Here is a 17331-nt window from a genome sequence, read left to right as displayed (position 1 = left end):
CCGGGTTGCGGCGCCGCGCCCTCGATTCGCGATTTGCCCGAAACATCCCTTATGCTTGAGCGTCGGCAAGGAAGTCCCCCGGGACTGACTCGGCCCCATCGTTTAGCGGCCTAGGACGCCGCCCTTTCACGGCGGTAGCACGGGTTCGAATCCCGTTGGGGTCACACCTTCCGATATAATTGAAAACAAGTATGGCCCTGTAGCGCAGTTGGTTAGCGTGCCGCCCTGTCACGGCGGAGGTCGCGGGTTCAAGTCCCGTCAGGGTCGCTCCGTGCGATGAGCTCTTTCTTCGGAGAGGGCTCTTCGTCTAGGACGCGACAGGTTCGCCGGTCGCGCGGCTCTGTAGCTCAGTTGGTAGAGCGTTCGACTGAAAATCGAAAGGTCACCGGATCGATGCCGGTCGGAGCCACACGGCTGATCATTACAATCAGCCCAGAAACCCTCGCCTAGCTTCTACATGGCGGGGGTTTTGCTTTGCCCCGGTGAGGCACGGTTCTGCGCCGCTCCCTGGGGGTGTTCCGGCCCGGCCGCCGAGCGATCGGCACATCCCGACGCTGCGTCCCGACCAGAGGACGCGGTTGCTCAGAGCGCGTCCTTCGCCTTCCGGGCGCGGTCCAGAGCATCTGCAGCGGCTCCCGCCCGCGCTGCCGCGTCGGTGTGACCCCGCTCCGCCTCCGGAATCTCACGCTCGACCTCGACGAGGTCGATGCGAGCTCGAGCCAATTGGGCCTCGAGCTCGGACACATGCTCGGTGAGCACGTCCCGGCGGGCCCGCAGTTCCGTCCACGCCGCCTCTCGCTGTGTCAGCTCGCGTTCGGCGGATGCCTGTTCCTTCTCCGCCGAAGCGATCGCGCGCTCGGCCTCCCGTCGTGCGCGACGGGCCTGCAGTTCGTCCGCTGGCGGCGCAGAGGCAGAGATGAGTTCGGGCACGTCCCCCGCCACGGCGTCGCGGATGTCGCTCGGCGTCGCTGACGGGTCCAGAGCACGTGACAGTCGTCCGGAGGCGACGGCCGCGGCCGCTGCCGGGTCGTAGAAGGCCGCAGAGATGCTCTGCTCGACCGCCTCGAGCGTGGAGGCGGTGACGCGCTCTCCCCTCGCCGCGGCCAACTCGCCTGCGGCTTGGGCGAGCTTCCTCGTCAGCGCGCGACGCTCTCGGCCGAGTTTCGCCAGTGCCGAGGCGTCGAGATCATCCTGTGCCTCGCGAAGCTCTCGCGCCAGCTCCAATGCCTCCCCGAGCTGACCAGCCCGCTCCTGCGCGAACACGTTCACCACCCAGGCCGCGATCGACGGCTTCCGCAGGGCGAGGATCCGTGGAGCGAGCTCCGCATCGACCTCTGCGGCTCGAGCCTTGCGCGATGACACGAACGCATCCGGACGGCCGGAGTACAGCCCGGCCGCGATCTCCTCGAACGTGGTGCCGACCATGCGCCCACGATACGCCGCGTCACTCGAGGTCGAGGTGCTCCGCCCAGTCGGCACCGACTTTGTTGTTCTGGCCGAAGGTGCCGTTGCCGAGACCGGGATAGAAATACAGCTCGCCAGCGGACGTCCTTCCCAGAAGATCCGCACGACCGTCGCCGTCGTAGTCGACGCCGCCGGTAACGGCGGTGAATTCCATCCACCCCCCGCCGACGCGTCGCCACTGGCCGAACCCATACGAGAATCCGGGATAAAAATAGAGATGTCCATCGTCGCCGACCGCCATCAGGTCGCCTCGGCCATCGTTGTCGAAGTCGCCGCCGACGAGGAAGTGGAATCCGCCCCAGCCGCCCGATGACAGTGTGAGGTGCGATGACCCGAACCCTCCCGCTCCGTTGCCCTGGTAGATGGTCAGGAACCCGGTCGCCGAGACGCCTATCAGGTCCTGCTTCCCATCACCGGTGTAGTCGGCCCCGGAAGTCACATGCAGCAACTCGTACCAGCCACCACCGATATCCGCCCGTGCGGCGAAAGTCCCGTTCCCGAGCCCCGCGTAGAACTCGAGTGTGCCGTCGGATCGGGCCGCGAGCATGTCCCCCTTGCCGTCGCCGTTGAAGTCGCTGTGGGTGATGTGCCTCCGAATCCCACCCCACCCGCTGGCCACCGTGGTGGGGGACTGGAATCCCCCGGTTCCGCTGCCTGCGCGAAGCCGGAGATCCCCGTTTCCCGCAATGATGAGAAGGTCTGCCTTCTTGTCACCCGTGTAATCTGCGGACGACGGCGCAGGCACCGCGCCCGTGCCCAGACCAGGAACATGCAAGGGGAGCAGGCCTCCGCGTGTGATGTTCGAGAGGCAGGTGAAGCCGTCGTTGATCGCGGTGTACACCGCTCCGTTCAGACGCAGCTCGAAGTGCAGGTGGTAGGCCGGCGAGTTCCCGGTGTTGCCCACGACACCGATCTGCTGTCCGCGCTCCACCCTGGTCCCCGGCGCATACGTACCGGGCGATGCCATGTGCGCGTAGCGCGTGACGTAACCGCCCGGGTGCTCGACGTCGGTGTAGTTCCCGTATCCGCTGTTCACCGTTCGCGACTTGATGACTCCGCTGTATGCGGCGAGGATCGGCGTGCCACCCGCGCCGGAGATATCGATGCCGTCATGCGCGCGATAGTTTCCGCGACAGCCATCCCCGACCTTCGACTGGATGTTTCCCGAAGCAGGGTAGACCATCTGGCCGTCGGTGGCCGCCGTCGCCGGAGCGCCCGCTGCGAGTGAGGACACAAGCGCCCCGGTCACCAGCACGAGCACGGTGGCGATCCCGATGCGGCCAAGACGCAGGCGGGACACACCCTTCATCTCGAAGTTCCTCTTGCTCGACGGCCCCAGGGGCGCGATGCCCACCGTCGTCACCGTAGCAGGGCACGGCGTTCCCTCGCCGAGCGCGGCCGGGACTCCCTCACATCCGCCCCAGGAGTGCTCACCCCACGCTCACAGCAGGTCGTACTCGCCGCCGTACGGCACCGCGCTGTCGCCGGTGTCGCGCGCGTCGAACTCCACCGTCTCGACCGAGATCACGACCTGGGTCGCCGCGGTGATGAGCACGCTGACCGATCGATTGCCCACCACGACGAATTCGACGAACCCTCCTCCGGCGCGCATCGCCTCTTCCATGCGCCCTCTCAGCTCGGCGACGTCCTGACCCTGGGCCAGGAAGAATTCCGATTCGTTGAGCGCAATCCGCGTCCGCGCCATCGTCTGCACCTTGCCCTCCACTCGTTGTCACTCCGCTGTCGTCATGCTGCGACGGTATCGAGGGGATCACCTCTCGCAGAGGGGGTTGCGCACAGACCTCAGAAGAGGCAGTACGCGCGCGGTGTAGCGTGCTCTCATGGGCAGACTGCGCTACGACGGGACTTCCGATCCGATCCTCATCGAGGACGCGACGCTGGCGCACCTGAAGATCGTCATCTCGACGAAGCTCCGCCGCCAGGAGAGCTTCATGATGACGTGGCGACCCGTCACCGACGGCGTCGACAAGCGCGCCACCGTCTGGATCCACCCGGCGATCCCACTCCAGTTCGGGTACGACGCGGCGGAGCAGCCGCCCATCGACCCCCGGCTGATCGCGGAGATGATGCAGGCCCTCAACGCCTCGGGCGAGCTGGTCCTCGACCACCTGGTCACCCCCGTCTGACGTCGCTCCCCGACCGCACCGGAGCGCACGCGCATCCGGATACGCTGTGCCCGTGGACCCCGCCCCCTACCTCCTTCTCGGCCTGCCGATCCTCGCGTTGATCGTCGGCGGCCCGCTCCTGAGGAAACGCTTCAGCCGGGGTGCCTCCGAAGCCGGTGCGAGAGCGGGGAAGCAGTTCGCCTCGGACCGGCTCGACACAGCCCTCGGCGTGCTCGGCACCACGCTGGTGATCCAGGCGCCCGAAGGTCGAGCTCGCGAGATCGTGGCGTCGGCGATGGTGGAGAAGGAGCGGGAGTACGTCATCCGCGATGACGGCGCCTACGGCATCCGGTTCGTCGAGCCGGACGACACCGTCGTGCGCCTCATCCCCGTCGCCGAAGGCACCCGGCTGCAGATCGAGACGTTCCGTGAGTACTTCGGTTTTCCGCAGACGGTGCAGCCCTGGGTCGATCTGCGGGAGCGCATCGCGTCCGCGGCACGAGCCCAGGGGATCTCGGTCGCAGACGGACCACCTGTCCGGTACACACGCGGCGACCCTCTCGACGACCGGAACGCGCGCTGGATGCGCGACACGTGACCTGCCCGGCACCGCGATCTCCGTCTCCGCCCGCGGGAGCAGAAGACGGGCGCGCAACTCACAGCCGACGCAACTAGGCTGGGGAGCGCGCCCTGCCCGCCGGGCTCCGCCGGGTCATGGTGGTGGCGTGCGCCCTGACGACCTCCTCCGGTCCACACGGTCCCGACTGTCGGGACGGAGCCGCCGCTCCCGGTGTGACCACGCCAGAAAGGCTAGAACCATGAGCGAATCCCCCGGAACCGCCGACCGCGATGGCGAGCGCTCCCCGGACTTCTTCGATCAGCTGATCGAGACCACCCCGCGCGACCAGCAGGGCGCCTTCACCGTCGGCTTCCGCGGCTATGACAAGGCAGAGGTCGACGCCGCGCTGGCGACCCTTCGCAATCAGCTCAAGCAGGCCGCCGCCGACGTCGCCGAGGCGCAGGCCCGTGAAGAGGACGCCGTCGAAGCCGTGCGTGAAGAGGAGCGCAAGGCCCGTGAGGCCCTCGAAAGTGAGCTGACTGCCGCCAAGGTCAAGGCGTTGGACGCCGAGCAGCAGGTCGCGACGCTGACGTCCGAGCTCGTCGATGCCCCGCAGCCCGACGGGGAAGAGGCACCGTCCCGTCAGCAGTTCGAGGCGATCCTGCGGGTCGCCGAAGAGCAGGCGAACGTCCTCATCCAGAACGCGGCGGTGCAGGCCGACCGCCTGATGACCTCCGCCCGTGAGGAGGTGGCCGCGCAGCGTGCCGAAGCCGAGGCCGACGCCGAGCGGATCACCGCCCAGGCGCAGCGCGACGCCGACCAGGTGCGCCTGAAGATGGACACCGAGTACACGGCACACGAAGCGCGCATCGAGCGCGAAGCCGCACACGCAGCGGAGAAGGTGAACCAGGCGGCGCAGGAGGCCACGGCGATCCGCACGGAAGCCGAGAAGGGCGCGGCCGCGCTGCGCTCCCTCGTCACGCGCGAGACCACCCAGCTGCGTGCCGACGCCGAGCGCGACGTCCGCGACATGAACGCGCGCGTGCTGGAATTCGAGGAGACCCTCACCCGCCGTCAAGACGACGCGCAGCAGGAGTTCCTCGTGCTGCACAATCAGGCTGTGGCCCACGCCGAGCGCATCACCAATGACGCGAACGAGCAGGTCACCGCATCGCTCGAGCATGCCCAGCGCATCTCGGCACGCGCCGAGGACTACGAGCGTCTGACCCGCTCGCAGGCGCAGGCGATCGAGGCCGAAGCCCAGGTCCGTGCGCGCGAGACCCTCGAGCGCGCTCGCGCGAAGGCGCAGAAGATCGTCGACTCGGTCACCGGCCACACCACGGCGGTACTGCACGACGCAGAGGACCGCACCCGTCAGCTGCGGTGGCAGCAGCAGCAGCTGTCGAGCTTCATGGCCGAGGTGCGCGAGCTGATCCGCCCCGACGGCATCTTCTCCGACGAGGCACTGCCGACGGAGCTCACCGGAGCGGATGCACCCGTCACCGCAGCGCCTGCCGAGGTCGCCGACCAGGTCGCCGCAGCCGAGACGCCGGAGGAGACCTTCCTCGGTGACGAGGTGCTCGAAGACGAGCTCGACGACGATCGCCCTCTCGAGAAGATCACGATCGACGTGGTGGAGACCAAGAAGAAGTCCTCCAAGTAGACGCACACACGACAGAGGCGCGAGCAGGAATTCCTGCTCGCGCCTCTGTCGTCCCCGGGCTGATCAGGGCCCGGTGAGATCGGGCGGGGGCTATGCCCGGCCGAACTGTGCGACTGCCGGGCAGTCGAAGGGATCGGCGCCGGCAGACAGTCCGACGCGGTTCAGGTACTCGATCACGATCATGTACGAGCGGCCGAGGCTGGTCTCCGTGTACGGCACGTCATTCGCCGCGCAGTAGTCGCGCACGATCTCGCGCGCCTTCGCCAGGTGCGGTCGCGGCATGCTCGGGAAGAGGTGGTGCTCCACCTGGTAGTTCAGCCCGCCCATGAGCCAGGTCGTCCACCATCCGCCGCTGATGTTGCGGGAGGTGCGCACCTGCTTGGTGAAGAAGTCGAGACGGGCGCCGGGCTCGATGATCGGCATGCCCTTGTGGTTCGGCGCGAACGCGGCGCCCATGTAGACGCCGAACACCGCGAACTGCACGCCCATGAAGGCGAAGGCCATTCCGAGCGGGAGCATCATGAACACGGGCACCAGGATGAGGGCGAACCGCAGCGCGATGATGCCGAGCTCGGTCCAGCGTCCCTTGACGTTCTTCGTCGTCGTGAGGTACTTCAGCCCGAGGAAGTGGAGGTTCAGCCCCTCGAGCGTCAGGAGCGGGAAGAACAGCCACCCCTGCTTGCGGGTGATCAGTTTGATCAGGCCCTTCGCCTTCGCGGCGTCTTCTTCGAGGAACGAGATCGTGTCGACCTCGATGTCGGGGTCCTTGCCGACCTGGTTCGGGTTGCCGTGGTGCTTGGTGTGCTTCGAATCCCACCAGGAGTAGCTCATGCCGATGCTGGCGATCACGATGCGGGCGAGCTTGAAGTTCGCCGGCCCCGTGGAGAGGATCTGACGGTGGGCGGCTTCGTGGCCGAGGAACGCGATCTGCGTGAGGACGATGCCGAGGCCCGCGGCGATGAGCAACTGGAACCAGCTGTCACCGAGCAGGATGAAGCCGGTGATGAGGCCGCCGAGCGCCACAGCGATACCGGTGGCCACGAAGATGTAGAACCACTGGGTGCGCTGAAGCAGCCCGGTCTCCTTGACGACCTGCGAAACCTGCTTGTACGCCTTCGCCATGGGAGGGAAGTCCGCGTTGCCGGAATATGTCTGACGAATCGGACCCAGCGTTGCCGCGGTCGGTTCGATCTGTGTGATGGAGATGATCTTCTCCTGACGATCGGAGCCCTTGAGCTGTGAAAGCCCAAGGCAGCTGCCCAACGCTTACCTCACAGTAGCCCTAGCTCTATACGCGTCAGGGAATACATCGGAACCTCTCGCCGAGCCCCCAGTCACGGGCGGGCGTGCAGGGGTTCCCGCCACGCTCAGGCGCGAGCGCGGCGGGTCCGGCGACGCCAGGCGCGCGGCACGATCGTCGGGAAGACGGATCCGCGCCGCTCGGAACGGACCGCGTCTTCGAGCGCGCGGAAGGCGTCGTCGAGCGTGTCGAAGACGCCGAGCTCGGCGCCGTGGTTGTCGCGCACGAGGTGCGCAGTGCCATCGAACTCGACGAAGCCGGCGAACTCGCCGTCGCGCGTCGCGACGTGCACATCGGTGTCGGCCTGCTTCCAGGTCAACGGGTCGGACGGGGGAAAGGTGGTGGTGCTCATGGTGATGCTCATTGCTGTGTGGCGGACACGCGTGGGCGCTCCGCAAGATGTGAGACCGAGGGCGGATTCCGCACGCATCGATGTGCGCGGTCCGTAATGGCCCTGATCAGTGGCGACGTGGCGGCCGAGAGGGGCGATGCACACACGCTGCACGATAACTATAGCAGATCGATGCCACGGGCCTCTCATCGCCGTTCGCTGCTCAGTTCGACGGCGGCTGTCCCCCACCGCCGGGACCACCCTGCCCTCCGCTCGTCGCCGGAGCAGTCGCGGTGTCGACACCCACCACGAGGGTGCCCGCATACCCATCCCGCACGCTTCCGGTGACCGCGGCCAGCTGCAGCGCAGCGGAATCGTCACCGAAGACGTTGTCGCTCGCCAACGTGATCTGCGCGAGGTTCCTCGCGGATCCGTCGTAAGCGGCCTCGGCGTAGACATCCGTGCATGCCGCCTCGGGGAGCGCCAGCTGCGACGTGGCGATGGCCGCGGTCGAATCGGTGATCGACCCGACGTCCGGATACACCTCGAAGTGGATGTGGGGCCAGCGCCCCGAGTAGCATCCCGGGAACACCGAGGTGAACGAGACCCTGCCGTCCGCATCCGCCACCTGCACGCCGCGCAGGTACGTCACGTCCTCCAGGCCGGAGGAGTACATCGAGTACCCACCCTGCGCCGTGCAGTGCCACGCGTACACCGCGACTCCGGCGAAGGGCACTCCCCCGTTCGCGAGATCGAGCACCTGCAACTCGAACGTGAGCGGAACGCCGTCTGCCGTCGCCCCGCCGTCGATCGACGACCGGATGTCCTGACGGACGATCCCCGCGTCCTCCAGCACGTCGGGGCCGTTCGAGCCGTCGCCGGGGTAGGGGCCCGCCGTCTCGTCGGGGATCTCACCCACGCCCGCGACATCGCCGCTGGAAGTCCCCGCGGTCGCGCTCGGCGTGGCGGCGCGCGTCGATCCGCCCGATGCCGCCGGCGCGCAGGCCGCGAGGACGACGGCGCCGAGCCCGATCCCCGCGAGTCCGAGCACCCCGCGCCGGCTCAGCAGCGTACGGATGTCGAAGGCTGCCCCCTGATCGACCACCTCCTCGTCCGCACGGTCGAGCAGACGCCCCTCGTAGGCGGGACCGTCAGGGGTCTGGGTGGGTTCCGGGATGCTCATGATCTGTCTCCTCGTCGACGGTCGTCTGGTGCGTGTCCCCCAGCGTCGCGGAGCTTCCGATCAGAACCCTCTGCCGGCGCTATGCCCTGTCTATGCGCGTGGGGTCCATGCGCGTGGACTCCACGGGAGGATGAAGCACCAGCACCACCACGACCACGACAAGGACGAGCGCGGTGAGGGTGACGGGGATGGGCAGCACCGGATCGAGCAGCACCAGCAGGGCGCCGAGAGGAACGACCGTGTTCACCACGCGATCGGCGTTCTGGCGGATCGCGATCCACCAGATGCCCACGAGGAAGATCGCGATCGGGATCGTCACCGTGAACGAGGCCGCGAGGTTCGACAGGTGGCTCTTGCCGGTCAGCACGTCGATCTCGACCTCGATCCCGGCCGAGAAGGCCGCCGCGGCGGCGAAGACGAAATAGTGCGTATAGCCGTAGCGCAGCGAGCGGCCGAAGCTCGTGATCGCACGGTGATGCGGGGGCCAGAAATAGATCCACCACAACGACGCCGTGACCACGAGCGTGAGGACGGAGATCGCGATCAGCGGGCCGAGACTCTCGACCTCGTGAAGCGCATCGATGATGGCGTTCGCGGATGCGAGAAGGCTCTCACCGAGCACGATCAACGTGAACAGCCCGTAGCGCTCGGTGATGTGGTGCGGATGCCACGGCGTCTGCCTCCGGTATTCGGCGAACACCGGAACACTGATCTCGATGAGGGCGAAGACCACGAAGGCGGCGAACTGCAGCGGTCCCGCCGGGATCAGGAGGAACAGGATCCACAGCACCTGGACCGCGGCGATGCCGAACGCGTACCGGCGCGTCGCCGAACGCAGTTCACCGGCCGATCGTGACGCTCGCAGCCATTGCGCCACCATCGCCACGCGCATCACGACATACCCGAGTACCGGGATGGTGAAGTCGCTCTCATTGAACGCCGCGGGGATGCCGGCGGCGAAGACGAGGACTCCTCCCATCTGCACGAACGTCGTGACGCGATAGAGCCAGTCATCGGTGTCGAACGACGTGGCGAACCAGGTGAAGTTCATCCAGGCCCACCAGATCGCGAAGAACAGCATCGCGTAGGAGGTGACCCCGTGCAGGAAATCCCCTTCGCTGAGGGCATGGTGCAGCTGTGCGGAGGCGATGCTCACCGCCACGACGAAGACCAGATCGAAGAAGAGCTCGAGCGGGCTCGCGGTGCGATGCGGCTGAGAAGGGTCGCGCGGCAGCATCGTTCGGAGCTGGAAGCGTGGAGTGTCGGTGTTCGCGGTCACCGCGACAGGATAGCCCCCGACCAGGCGCTCCTCGCCCCCTCCGTTCGTCCATTCACCAGAATTACCTTCCCGTGGCGACGATGTTCCGCTACAGTGGATCAGGTCTGCAGTGCCTGCTGTCAGCGCTCACCGTGTGGGACGGTGAGAACGCACTCCGTGATGTGGGAATCACGGAGAGTTTCAGCAGGACCCGAGGGGTCGGGACGCAGACGAATGCCGTGAACGTGGGGTTCATGGTCTGGGGAAACTGGGGAAACACATGTCGCACTGGGGATTTTTGCGTACATTCACGGCTCACGAGGCCTCGGCATGACTTCCGTCGAGGATGCTCTGAGCATCGCTCGGACGGGCTTCGTGCCGGTCGCGGCTCCGCGAGCTGCCAAGTCGGTGACGCGCACGGTGGTCACACCGCGTGCTTCGGCGACTCTGGAAAGACGCCGTCAGTGGGAGCGGCGCTATCGGATGCGTCTGCGGACGACGGATGCAGCTGTCATCCTGTTCGCGCTCGGTCTGACGGCAGCGGTCCAGCTGGCCTCCGGCGTCTCCGGGCTCGAGGTCATGCGCGACGGCATTCCGCTCGCCGCGCTGTGGTACCTCATGCTCAGCGCGATGCACACGCGGGACGCCGCGTTGTTCCGCGCTAGTGCCACCGAGTATCGGGGCGTCGTGCACGCCTCGGGACTCGCCTTCGGGATCATCGCCATCGTGGCGGTCCTGCTCGCATGGAAGTCGATGCAACTGACGCTGCTGCTGGGGCTGCCCGTCGGTGTGCTGACTCTTCTGGTGACCAGGTGGCTGTGGCGCCACTGGCTGCAGAAGCAGCGCTCCCAGGGGAGGTTCGCCTCCCGCACTCTCGTCGTCGGCAACAGGGACGACGTGGAGTATGTGGTCCGGACGCTGCACCCGATCGGCGCATCCGGCTACAAGGTGGTCGGCGCGACGCTGCTCGACGGCAACGCGCGCGACATCGTGATCGACGACACGAGGTTCCCGGTTCTGGGGAACGTGAACTCCGTGTCGTCGGTCGCGGCCGAAGTCGGTGCAGACACGATCATCGTGGCGAGCCGCCCCGAGGGTGAGCCCGAGTTCGTCAAGCAGCTGAGCTGGCAGCTCGAAGGGACCGCTGCCGAACTCGTGCTGTCCAGCCGACTCACCGATGTGGCGGGTCCCCGCATCTCCTTCGCCCCGGTGGAGGGCCTGCCGCTGATCCAGGTGCAGATCCCCACCTACGAAGGCGGCCAGCACCTCCTGAAGCGTGCACTGGACGTCGCCGTGGCGACGCTGGCGCTGATCCCGATCGGTCTGCTGGCTCCCGTGCTCGCCGTGCTCATCAAACTGGACTCCCCCGGTCCGGTCTTCTTCTTCCAGGAGCGCGTCGGCCGTGACGGTCGCCGCTTCAAGATGGTCAAGTTCCGATCGATGAAGACGGATGCCGAGAAGCAGCTCGCCGCCCTCAAGGAACAGAACCAGGGCGCCGGGCTCCTCTTCAAGATGAAGGACGACCCGCGCGTCACCCGCGTCGGCAAGGTTCTGCGCAAACTCTCTCTCGATGAGCTGCCGCAGTTCTGGAACGTCCTCATCGGCGACATGAGTGTGGTCGGGCCGCGCCCGCCGCTGCCCAGCGAGGTCACCGACTACGACGGCACCGTCTTCCGGCGCCTCTACATCAAGCCCGGCATCACCGGTCTGTGGCAGGTCTCCGGGCGAAGCGACCTCTCCTGGGATGAGAGCGTCCGCCTCGACCTGCGGTACGTCGAGAACTGGTCCGTGATGAACGACCTGCAGATCATGTGGCGTACCGCCAAGGTCATGGTGCAGCCCAGCGGGGCATACTGATCGGATGAGCAATTCGAACCGCCTCACCATCGCGATGGTGGGGACCCGAGGAGTGCCCGCGGCCTACGGCGGTTTCGAAACCGCCATCGAAGAGGTCGGACGCCGACTCGCGGACCGCGGACACGATGTCGTCGTGTACACCCGCGGCTCCGAGCGGCGTGAGAAGGAGTACCTCGGCATGAGGGTCGTGCATCTTCCTGCCGTCCCCGTGAAGCAGATCGAGACGCTGAGCCACACCGGGCTGTCGGCGTTGCACCTCGTGTTCCGCCGGCGTCCCGACGCGACGTTCGTCTTCAACGCGGCCAACTCGCCGTTCCTGCCCCTCTTCCGGCTGCGTCGTGCACCGGTCGCGCTGCACATGGACGGTCTCGAATGGCGACGCTCCAAATGGGGGCCACGAGGCAAGGCGTACTACCGCTGGGCCGAGCAGTTCGGGGTACGCACGGCAGACGCTCTGATCGCCGATGCGCCGGGGATCGCCGACTATTACCGGCACCAGTTCGATGTGCCCACCGAACTCATCCGCTACGGCGCCCCCATCCTCGACGAGCTTCCCGAACGCGGCGTGGCCGAGATGGGGCTCAGCACGAAGGGCTATCACCTCGTCGTGGCGCGGTTCGAGCCGGAGAATCACGTGCTGGAGATCGTGGAGGGCTACCGCGACAGCGACGCGAAGCTCCCTCTCGTGGTCGTGGGCTCCGCGCCGTACAGCGCGGGATACACCCAGGAGATACAGCGCGTGGCCGATGGCGACGAACGGATCCGCCTCGTCGGTGGCGTGTACGACCAGGAACTGCTCGACGCACTGTACGCGAATGCGCTCACCTACGTACACGGACATTCCGTGGGCGGGACCAATCCCTCGCTCCTTCGGGCCATGGGGGCCGGGACCGCCGTGATCGGCTTCGACGTTCCCTTCAACCGCGAAGTACTCGACGGCAACGGGTGGTTCTTCGCCGACGCCGCCGATGTCGCTGCGCACGTCGTGGCGGCCGAGGCCGATCCGGCGTTCGCCGCGGCACGGGGCACGGCGGTGCGGGAGATCGCCCGCACCCGGTTCCGCTGGGACGACGTCGCGGACGAGTACGAAACGCTCGCGCATCGGATCGCCGAGCGTGCGACCATCCACCCATCGGCGCGACGAGCACGTCGCCGACAGACGGACTGGGCCCCCGCTCCCGCCGCGGCGGACGCCGGAGCGGACGGCTCATGAGCGGCAACGGAGGGCAGCGCACCGTCCTGCTCGTGCATCCGGGTGCCGAGCTGTTCGGTTCCGACCGCATGCTCCTGGAGAGCGCGATCGGCCTGGTCGAGTCCGGGGCGCGCGTCGTCGTCGCCCTTCCGAGCTCCGGGCTCCTCGTGAAGGAACTGCGTGCTGCCGGGGTCGAGGTCGTCATCGTCCCGATGCTCGTGCTGCGCAAAGTCCTCCTGACGCCCCGAGGGCTGCCCAAACTCTTCCGTGACACCTTCCGTGGCCTCGGTGCCGCGTGGCGCCTGCTCGGACGCCTACGCCCGGACGTCGTCTACGTGTCGACGATCATCATCCCCGAATGGCCGCTGATCGCCCGACTGCGGGGCATCCGAACGGTGAGCCACGTCCATGAGGCCGAGGCTTCGGGAAACCGGCTCGTCAACGGCATCCTCTACTCCCCACACCTGGCCTCCCACCGCACCCTGGTGAACAGCCGATTCAGTCTGGACACGATCCACGCCGCGCTGCCCGCCCTCGCCCGGCGCTCACACGTCGTCTACAACGGTGTCGCCTCTCCCCCGCATCCGGTATCGCCCCGCCCCCACACCGACGGGCCGCTCCGTGTGCTCTACATCGGACGTCTCTCCCCTCGCAAGGGGCCCGATCTCGTGATCGAGGCGGCTTCCCGACTGCACGCCGCCGGACGCGCTGTGGACGTGACCCTTCTCGGCGCAGTCTTCGAAGGCTACGAGTGGTTCGAGGCCGAGTTGCGGGCACAGGCAGCCGATGCCGGGGTCTCCGTCGACTTCGCCGGGTTCCACACCGACATCTGGCCGTTCCTGGAGAAGACCGATGTGCTCCTCGTCCCCTCGCGGATCGACGAGCCCTTCGGGAACACCGCCGTCGAGGGGATCCTCGCCCTGCGCCCCGTGATCGCCAGCGACAGCAGCGGTCTTCGGGAAGCAGCAGGCGGCTACGGCACTGCGCAGCTCGTCACCGCGGGCGACCCCGACTCCATCGCAACGGCCCTGACCGATATCGACACCCGCTGGGACGAGATGGTCTCGAGCGTCGCGGACAGCCGCGCAGAGGCACTCCGTCGACACGCTCCCGCTGTCTATCGCTCGAGCATCACAGCGCACGTCCTGAGCTGACGGCCGCCGACACACTGTCTCCGGCGTCGATCCGCCCGGATCGGACTACACCGGGTCGAGATCTCCGACCGTCAGCCGCTTCTTGTTCCGGACGATGTAGATCGAGAACGGGATCAGCTGGCAGACGACGAGCGCGAAGGCGACGCCGATCAACGGTCCGGCGATCCCCAGCACCGGGGTCAGCACGAACGAGAGCGTGATGCCGACGGCGGCCATGCTCAGCGTGGGGATCACCTGGAAGCGGATGCCCGGCTTGTCCATGATGAACATGCCCAGGGGGTACACCGCCGCGGTCATCATGATCATCAGACCGAACGCGAAGATCGTGCTCGGCCGCACGGTGAGCTCACCCTGCGTGATGAAGCCGAACAGCCACGGACCGACGAGCCACACCATCACGGTCGCGACGGCGATGGCGGACGCGAACAGGACCGACAGCAGGAACGGTCCGCGCCGGAGATCGCCGTCGTGGCGACTCTTCGCGAAATGGGGCCAGAGCGCGAGACCACCCGCCATCACCAGTCCGTTGAGCGCGAAGAAGACCTGTCCCGCCACTCCGTACTCCGCCACATCGGTGGGACCACCGAGCTGGGCGATCACGTACCGCTGGGAACCCACGGCGATGGGATAGGTCACCATCTGCGCCAGCATCGGCCACCCCACGTCCATCACCCGGACTCCCGGATACCGCCGAGGGCGCAGGACCATCCGCGCAGCCGCGGGAATCAGGGGGGACGTCGTGCGCGCCGTGATGAGGATGCCGAGCAGCGAGACGATGAAGGAGGCCGCGAAAGAGGCGATGGCGACGAAGGAGTGAAGGTTCTCACCGCCGAACGTCAGCATCAGCCAGACACCGGTCATGGTCAGGGGTGAGATCAGGCCCTGGAGGAGGATGACGATGTGGTTGCGGCGCTGCCCCAGCATGATCCGCGCCCAGACCCCGAGGGGGATGCCGAGGCAGAAGATGGTGACGCAGTAGAACGCGGCCAGCGAAGCGCCGGGGCGACCGCCTGCTTCGCCGAACACCAGCTCCCAGGCTCCGGTGAGCACGAGGATCGTGTTGATCGCCATCGCCGTCGCCGCGAACATCAGCAGAACGCGGCCGACCGATGTGAGCTGATATCGCAGCTTCTCGTCTGTACGCACGTTCTCGCTCGTCGCGACCGCGTTGACCAGAACCGCCCCGCTGCCGAGGTCGGTGAACGTGAGCAGAGAGGGGATCGTCGTCAGCAGCGTGTACAGGGCGAAGCTGTCGACGCCGGCACCGCCGATGATCATCCGGGTCGTGAGGACGCCACAGACCAGCGCGATGACCATCGTCAGCGCACGCGCGCCGACGGCGAGAAGAGAGCCCATGCTTACATCGTCACCGGGGCAGGGCCCCCAGCGTCGTGCTGCTGCCGGGGAGTCGTGATACTGAGGCGATATCAGACGGCACCGGGACGGCAACTGAGCCCTGGGCGGCGGCGAACGGCGGAAGCAGCGCGAAGGAGCCATCGACGACCGGAGCACCCTCGATGAACTGCGAACGACGGTCCTGACCCGTCGTGGCCGTGAACCCGGCGAGCGTATCGCTCACGGCGGGGTCCCTGGAGACCGATCCCTTCGACCACGCGGAGAACCATCGGGGCGTCCCCGGCGATGTGCGCTGGTAGAGGTTCCCGTTGACGCTCGACACCATCTGGGACCCGGTGTACTGCATGGAGAAGTCCTGCACGCAGACCAGGCAGTTTCCGGCGCTCTCTGCCATGACGTTGTTCGACATCACGACGTTGCGCACGATCCAGGAGGCCTGCGGCGCGTACCGTGTGCGCGGGTCGTGGCCAGGCGTGTTCGGGTCGGACGCGCGTCGGGCATCCATCCCGATGCTGATGTTCCGGTTGCCGTTGCCGACGAAGGTGTTGTTCCAGATCTTCACATTGCCGGAATTGAGCACGAACAGCCCGAACTCGCCGTTTCGGGCAATGACATTGTCGGCCACCACGGCCCGCTCCGACAGTTCGACCATGACGCCGTGGCCGGTGTTGCCGATCACGTCGTTGCCTGTGAACGCGATGTCGAGCACCGATTCGTCGAACCACGGTCCTCGTCCGTCGTTGCCGGTGAATGCGCTGTCCGTCACCGTCACCCCGCGAGTCCGCGTGACCTTGAAGGCGCCGGAGACCGGGGAATCGTTGAAGTGCTCCATGTTGTTGCCCACCGAGAGCATCTGGGCCACTCTGAGCCCATCCGCCTGCGAAGCTCCTCCTCCGAGCAGGCCGTTCCCGATCAACGACACGCGGGTCAGCGTCGTCCCGGGGGCCCACGAGTAGAAGCCCGTCGTCGAGTTGTCGCGGATGGTCACGTCGGTGAGCGCGACGTTCGGGGCTGCCGCGATCACGGTGCCCATCTGCGGAACGCTGGTGGCGTAGCGGCGCACGCCGATTCCACGCACCTCGCTGCCTGCCGAGCGGATCGACAGAGCCTGCGTGAGCACGCTCGCCTCGACGGATGCGCCCGTGGGGTTCGTTCCGATCACCAGGCGCTTGGCCGCATCATCGACGAAGAAGGTGCCGTCCGAGACCTGCGATGCAGAGGCCACCTCCCGCAGCTGCACCCCGGCGACCCAGACCTGGTCGGGGTGTGCGGCCATCGGGTGGGCCGGATCGACGAAGCGCCACTCGGCCTGAGTGTTGTCCGGCGCCCCCTTGGTGTAGGTCGGACTGGCGTCGAGAGCCGTGTTCCAGCCCTCGACGACCCATGTGCGTCCCGAGGCCTTCCACCCCGTGACCGGCTTCGCACCGTCGAGCCAGACCGACTCGTTCGGTGCCGGTTGGATCGTGACCCGCTTCTGCGCGGGCACCACGATCTCCTCGTGGTAGGAACCGCCGCGCAGGACGATCGTCCCTCCGTTCGGAACGACGCGCAGCGCGGCAGCGACCGTCTTGACGGGCGAGTTCTTGGTTCCCGAGGCTCCGTCGACTCCCGAGGGAGCGACATAGACCGCCGTCGCCGGGGCGTCGTAGGCGAGCGTTCCGGGCGCATGGGCACCGGGAGTCCCGCGCACGCCCTCCGGCGTTCCCGGCGGCACCGGCTCGGGCTCGGGCACCGGTGTCGGAGTCGGAGTCGGAGTCGGCGTCGGCGTCGGCGTCGGCGTCGGACTCGGCGTAGGAGCCGGAGTCGGCGAGGCCGTCGGCTCGGGCGACGGGGATGGCGTCGGCTCCGGCGCAGGCGTGGGCTCCGGCGCAGGCGTGGGCTCGGTGGA

The 17331-nt window shown here is 67.3% G+C and carries 15 protein-coding genes and 3 tRNA genes; 9 read left to right on the top strand and 9 right to left on the bottom strand.

Annotated elements, in window-relative coordinates; translation table 11 throughout:
• Positions 1-91: 91 nt before the first annotated feature.
• From DW307_RS16850 to DW307_RS16840, 3 genes are all read left to right on the top strand, one after another.
• Positions 92-164: transfer RNA gene (locus DW307_RS16850), tRNA-Glu, on the top strand.
• Positions 165-193: 29 nt separating this feature from the next.
• A tRNA-Asp gene (locus tag DW307_RS16845) sits at positions 194-267 on the top strand.
• Between the two features lie 69 nt (positions 268-336).
• Positions 337-409 (top strand) — tRNA-Phe (locus tag DW307_RS16840).
• A gap of 173 nt (positions 410-582) precedes the next feature.
• On the opposite strand, the gene DW307_RS16835 is transcribed toward DW307_RS16840, so the two are convergent.
• The 3 genes from DW307_RS16835 to DW307_RS16825 all read right to left on the bottom strand — a co-directional run bounded on the left by DW307_RS16835 (position 583) and on the right by DW307_RS16825 (position 3169).
• Positions 583-1425: a hypothetical protein gene (locus tag DW307_RS16835; RefSeq protein ID WP_029259655.1), complete on the bottom strand. Its 843-nt coding sequence runs from the start codon at positions 1423-1425 to the stop codon at positions 583-585.
• 19 nt (positions 1426-1444) lie between these two features.
• Entirely contained in the window at positions 1445-2818 is a 1374-nt protein-coding gene (locus tag DW307_RS16830; protein ID WP_029259654.1) for an FG-GAP-like repeat-containing protein, read from the bottom strand.
• A gap of 87 nt (positions 2819-2905) precedes the next feature.
• Positions 2906-3169 carry a hypothetical protein gene (locus DW307_RS16825; protein ID WP_208323594.1) on the bottom strand — a complete coding sequence of 88 codons (264 nt, stop codon included), beginning with the start codon at positions 3167-3169 and terminating at the stop codon, positions 2906-2908.
• Positions 3170-3305: 136 nt separating this feature from the next.
• Here DW307_RS16825 and DW307_RS16820 point away from each other — a divergent pair, with 136 nt between their 5' ends.
• The 3 genes from DW307_RS16820 (at position 3306) to DW307_RS16810 (ending at position 5812) form a co-directional block, all read left to right on the top strand.
• The gene (locus DW307_RS16820; RefSeq protein WP_021198731.1) at positions 3306-3611 is read left to right on the top strand and encodes a DUF7882 family protein; all 306 of its coding nucleotides are present in this window, start codon (positions 3306-3308) and stop codon (positions 3609-3611) included.
• 52 nt (positions 3612-3663) lie between these two features.
• Positions 3664-4188 (top strand): hypothetical protein, encoded by a 525-nt coding sequence (locus DW307_RS16815; RefSeq protein WP_231479862.1) that lies wholly within the window; start codon positions 3664-3666, stop codon positions 4186-4188.
• 220 nt (positions 4189-4408) lie between these two features.
• Complete coding sequence (locus DW307_RS16810; protein WP_029259651.1) at positions 4409-5812, top strand: DivIVA domain-containing protein; 1404 nt, start codon at positions 4409-4411, stop codon at positions 5810-5812.
• Between the two features lie 90 nt (positions 5813-5902).
• Here the strand turns inward: DW307_RS16810 and DW307_RS16805 are convergent, their stop codons facing one another.
• The 4 genes from DW307_RS16805 to DW307_RS16790 all read right to left on the bottom strand — a co-directional run bounded on the left by DW307_RS16805 (position 5903) and on the right by DW307_RS16790 (position 9863).
• Positions 5903-7021, bottom strand: coding sequence for a fatty acid desaturase family protein (locus DW307_RS16805; RefSeq protein ID WP_315073595.1), 1119 nt, complete (start codon positions 7019-7021; stop codon positions 5903-5905).
• A gap of 158 nt (positions 7022-7179) precedes the next feature.
• Positions 7180-7464, bottom strand: a complete 285-nt coding sequence (locus DW307_RS16800) for a hypothetical protein (RefSeq protein ID WP_136025275.1) — start codon at positions 7462-7464, stop codon at positions 7180-7182.
• Between the two features lie 202 nt (positions 7465-7666).
• Positions 7667-8626 carry an intradiol ring-cleavage dioxygenase gene (locus tag DW307_RS16795; RefSeq protein WP_136025274.1) on the bottom strand — a complete coding sequence of 320 codons (960 nt, stop codon included), beginning with the start codon at positions 8624-8626 and terminating at the stop codon, positions 7667-7669.
• Positions 8627-8705: 79 nt separating this feature from the next.
• Positions 8706-9863 (bottom strand): low temperature requirement protein A, encoded by a 1158-nt coding sequence (locus tag DW307_RS16790; RefSeq protein ID WP_029266282.1) that lies wholly within the window; start codon positions 9861-9863, stop codon positions 8706-8708.
• A gap of 351 nt (positions 9864-10214) precedes the next feature.
• Between DW307_RS16790 and DW307_RS16785 the strand changes: the two genes are divergently transcribed.
• The 3 genes from DW307_RS16785 to DW307_RS16775 are packed head-to-tail and all read left to right on the top strand — an operon-like array spanning position 10215 to position 14087.
• Positions 10215-11741, top strand: coding sequence for a sugar transferase (locus DW307_RS16785; RefSeq protein ID WP_029259646.1), 1527 nt, complete (start codon positions 10215-10217; stop codon positions 11739-11741).
• A gap of 4 nt (positions 11742-11745) precedes the next feature.
• Positions 11746-12954 (top strand): glycosyltransferase, encoded by a 1209-nt coding sequence (locus tag DW307_RS16780; RefSeq protein WP_021198739.1) that lies wholly within the window; start codon positions 11746-11748, stop codon positions 12952-12954.
• Positions 12951-14087 (top strand): glycosyltransferase, encoded by a 1137-nt coding sequence (locus DW307_RS16775; protein WP_029259644.1) that lies wholly within the window; start codon positions 12951-12953, stop codon positions 14085-14087. The genes DW307_RS16780 and DW307_RS16775 overlap by 4 nt, the downstream gene beginning before the upstream one ends.
• Before the next feature lie 45 nt (positions 14088-14132).
• On the opposite strand, the gene DW307_RS16770 is transcribed toward DW307_RS16775, so the two are convergent.
• Together DW307_RS16770 and DW307_RS16765 are read right to left on the bottom strand one after the other, a co-directional pair.
• The gene (locus DW307_RS16770) at positions 14133-15443 is read right to left on the bottom strand and encodes a hypothetical protein (protein ID WP_021198741.1); all 1311 of its coding nucleotides are present in this window, start codon (positions 15441-15443) and stop codon (positions 14133-14135) included.
• Positions 15444-15453: 10 nt separating this feature from the next.
• Positions 15454-17331: right-handed parallel beta-helix repeat-containing protein (locus DW307_RS16765; RefSeq protein WP_205810532.1), on the bottom strand; the 1878-nt coding region annotated here is incomplete at its 5' end.

It is taken from the genome of Microbacterium sp. K27, from assembly GCF_004794435.1.
Taxonomy (GTDB): Bacteria; Actinomycetota; Actinomycetes; order Actinomycetales; family Microbacteriaceae; genus Microbacterium; species Microbacterium maritypicum_A.
This window is presented reverse-complemented; position numbering and strand designations above follow the sequence as displayed.

Bases quoted from the DNA above. Each gene is read 5' to 3' on its own strand.
- DW307_RS16835 (WP_029259655.1), bottom strand. From the start codon at position 1,425: ATGGTCGGCACCACGTTCGAGGAGATCGCGGCCGGGCTGTACTCCGGC.
- DW307_RS16825 (WP_208323594.1), bottom strand. From the start codon at position 3,169: ATGGCGCGGACGCGGATTGCGCTCAACGAATCGGAATTCTTCCTGGCC.
- DW307_RS16820 (WP_021198731.1), top strand. From the start codon at position 3,306: ATGGGCAGACTGCGCTACGACGGGACTTCCGATCCGATCCTCATCGAG.
- DW307_RS16810 (WP_029259651.1), top strand. From the start codon at position 4,409: ATGAGCGAATCCCCCGGAACCGCCGACCGCGATGGCGAGCGCTCCCCG.
- DW307_RS16800 (WP_136025275.1), bottom strand. From the start codon at position 7,464: ATGAGCACCACCACCTTTCCCCCGTCCGACCCGTTGACCTGGAAGCAG.
- DW307_RS16795 (WP_136025274.1), bottom strand. From the start codon at position 8,626: ATGAGCATCCCGGAACCCACCCAGACCCCTGACGGTCCCGCCTACGAG.
- DW307_RS16790 (WP_029266282.1), bottom strand. From the start codon at position 9,863: ATGCTGCCGCGCGACCCTTCTCAGCCGCATCGCACCGCGAGCCCGCTC.
- DW307_RS16785 (WP_029259646.1), top strand. From the start codon at position 10,215: ATGACTTCCGTCGAGGATGCTCTGAGCATCGCTCGGACGGGCTTCGTG.
- DW307_RS16780 (WP_021198739.1), top strand. From the start codon at position 11,746: ATGAGCAATTCGAACCGCCTCACCATCGCGATGGTGGGGACCCGAGGA.
- DW307_RS16775 (WP_029259644.1), top strand. From the start codon at position 12,951: ATGAGCGGCAACGGAGGGCAGCGCACCGTCCTGCTCGTGCATCCGGGT.
- DW307_RS16770 (WP_021198741.1), bottom strand. From the start codon at position 15,443: ATGGGCTCTCTTCTCGCCGTCGGCGCGCGTGCGCTGACGATGGTCATC.